The organism is Limnohabitans sp. (genome assembly GCF_040401135.1).
GTDB lineage: Bacteria > Pseudomonadota > Gammaproteobacteria > Burkholderiales > Burkholderiaceae_C > Limnohabitans.
Genome location: NZ_JBBAOV010000028.1, coordinates 1 through 1,899, shown reverse-complemented (window position 1 = coordinate 1,899; position 1,899 = coordinate 1). Strand labels below are relative to the sequence as shown.

The 1,899-nt window shown below is 49.6% G+C and carries 2 protein-coding genes and 1 tRNA gene; all 3 read right to left on the bottom strand.

The features are described from left to right. Positions 1-22: 22 nt before the first annotated feature. Positions 23-292 carry a hypothetical protein gene (locus ABWP81_RS08640; protein ID WP_353141093.1) on the bottom strand — a complete coding sequence of 90 codons (270 nt, stop codon included), beginning with the start codon at positions 290-292 and terminating at the stop codon, positions 23-25. A 133-nt stretch (positions 293-425) separates the two neighbouring features. Beyond that, complete coding sequence (locus tag ABWP81_RS08635) at positions 426-1,403, bottom strand: Bug family tripartite tricarboxylate transporter substrate binding protein (protein ID WP_353141091.1); 978 nt, start codon at positions 1,401-1,403, stop codon at positions 426-428. A gap of 319 nt (positions 1,404-1,722) precedes the next feature. Continuing rightward, positions 1,723-1,796: transfer RNA gene (locus ABWP81_RS08630), tRNA-Cys, on the bottom strand. Between the last annotated feature and the right edge of the window lie 103 nt (positions 1,797-1,899).

The following is a 1,899-nucleotide window of genomic DNA, read 5'->3' as shown; positions in this document are numbered from 1 at the left end:
CTGCAAAGGTTTTAGCTCAAATCTACTTGGATGGCGCTAGGTAAAGCAATTCACACTTGGTTTTGGCTGATTTCGCATCCTTGGCCTTCACCTCATTTTCAACACATTGTTGGATGGCTGGCTTTTTTGATTTACAAACCTCTTCTTCATAGATGTGTTTAGCCTTCGACAAGCACTTCTTGTAGATCTCCTCAGACACTTGCTTAGGCTGAATATGGTTCTCATTTGGTTGGTCAGGATTGGCCATCGCAAAACCAGATAAGAGGCAAAGAAGAAAAACAAGATTTTTCATAATGGGCTTGAAAAATTAAAACATTTTGTGGCATCAATAAAGTAAAAAACGAGTTCAACAAAAAACGAACGGAAGTAATCTGACATAAAAGGCTTCCCCGAGTTTTGCGGCAAGGGGAAGCGGATTATTAAACTTATTGAGGTTTGGCACCAGATGCGCGCATGACATCACCCAGCACGTTGTACTCGTCACGCAAAAAAGTGTCGAACTGAGCCGGGTTCATCTCCATTGGCTCTGCACCGAGTTTGGCAAAACGCTCTTTGATTTCGGTTGTTGCAAGCACCTTGTTGATTTCATCATTTAAGCGAGCTACTATTTCTTTGGGCGTTCCAGCGGGGGCCAGCAGACCCACCCAGAAGTTAAATTCACCTTTGGGAAAGCCGGCCTCAGCAATGGTTGGAACATCTGGAAATGCAGCCACGCGTTTGGGGGTGCTGACAGCCAGTGCCAGAAGTTTGCCCTCCTTGACCAGACCTGATGCGGTCGAAAGAGGCGTTAAGGTGAACTGTGTGCGTCCTCCCATGGTCTCAGTCAGTGATTCAGGTGAGCCTTTGAAGGGCACATGCACGGCATCAATGCCGGCAGCCATTCGAAATTTTTCAGCGCTGATGTGAGCGCCGCTGCCGACGCCGGCCGTTGCGTAGTTGAAGGTTCCTGGCTTGGCTTTGGCCGCAGCAACCAAATCACGCACAGTCCGAATGCCCAACGATGGCGCTACCACCAGCGCAGAAGGCAAGCTGGCCAAAGGTGCAACCCCAGCAAAGTCCTTCAGGGTGTCATAAGGAATACTTGCATAGAGCACCGGGTTGACCACGTGGCCGGATGAAATTACGCCCAGGGTGTAACCATCCGGCGGTGCTTTAGCCACGACATTCATGCCGATAGTGCCACCTGCGCCAGCCCGGTTTTCAATGGTGACAGGCTGTCCTAAAGCGACAGAGAGACGCTCAGAGATGATCCGGCCCATGGTGTCGGTGACCGAACCCGGCGTAAAAGGCACGATGATACGAATGGGTTTGGACGGATAGGTTTGTGCCAGCCCCTGGACAGGCAGCAATGTGCAAAGGCTTGCCAACCCCAAAGATGCAGCAATCAGTAAACGTTTTTTCATAGAGTCTCCTTTTTGTTAAAAAACAGTTTAAGTGAGCAGCGAAAAAAAGCCGGCATGGCGCCGACTTGGTCAGAGGTCTGAGGGGTTATTTTTTGTCGCCGCCTGGCACTTTGGTATCGATACTTTTGAATTAAAAAAATCACGCCACCAAAACACTTGTCATCGAGGACTTCGTCTTTTTTCAGGACCTACACTGCCCCATCCCCAAGCTGACAAACACTGTCGTATCTTCAATCCAAACTTAGCCGGCCGTAAAAACGGTGCGCAAGTGTGCAGACGAAAAAAAAGCAACTGCCCTGAGACAGTTGCTTTAGTTCGATGGAGGCGCGACCCAGAGTCGAACTGGGCTAAACGGATTTGCAATCCGGTGCATAACCGCTTTGCTATCGCGCCATTCACTTTGATGAAAAAGGGAAGCTGGTTAGCTTCCCTGATCAAATATGGAGCGGGAAACGAGATTCGAACTCGCGACCTCAACCTTGGCAAGGTTGCGCTC

Bases quoted from the DNA above. Each gene is read 5' to 3' on its own strand.
- ABWP81_RS08640 (WP_353141093.1), bottom strand. From the start codon at position 292: ATGAAAAATCTTGTTTTTCTTCTTTGCCTCTTATCTGGTTTTGCGATG.
- ABWP81_RS08635 (WP_353141091.1), bottom strand. From the start codon at position 1,403: ATGAAAAAACGTTTACTGATTGCTGCATCTTTGGGGTTGGCAAGCCTT.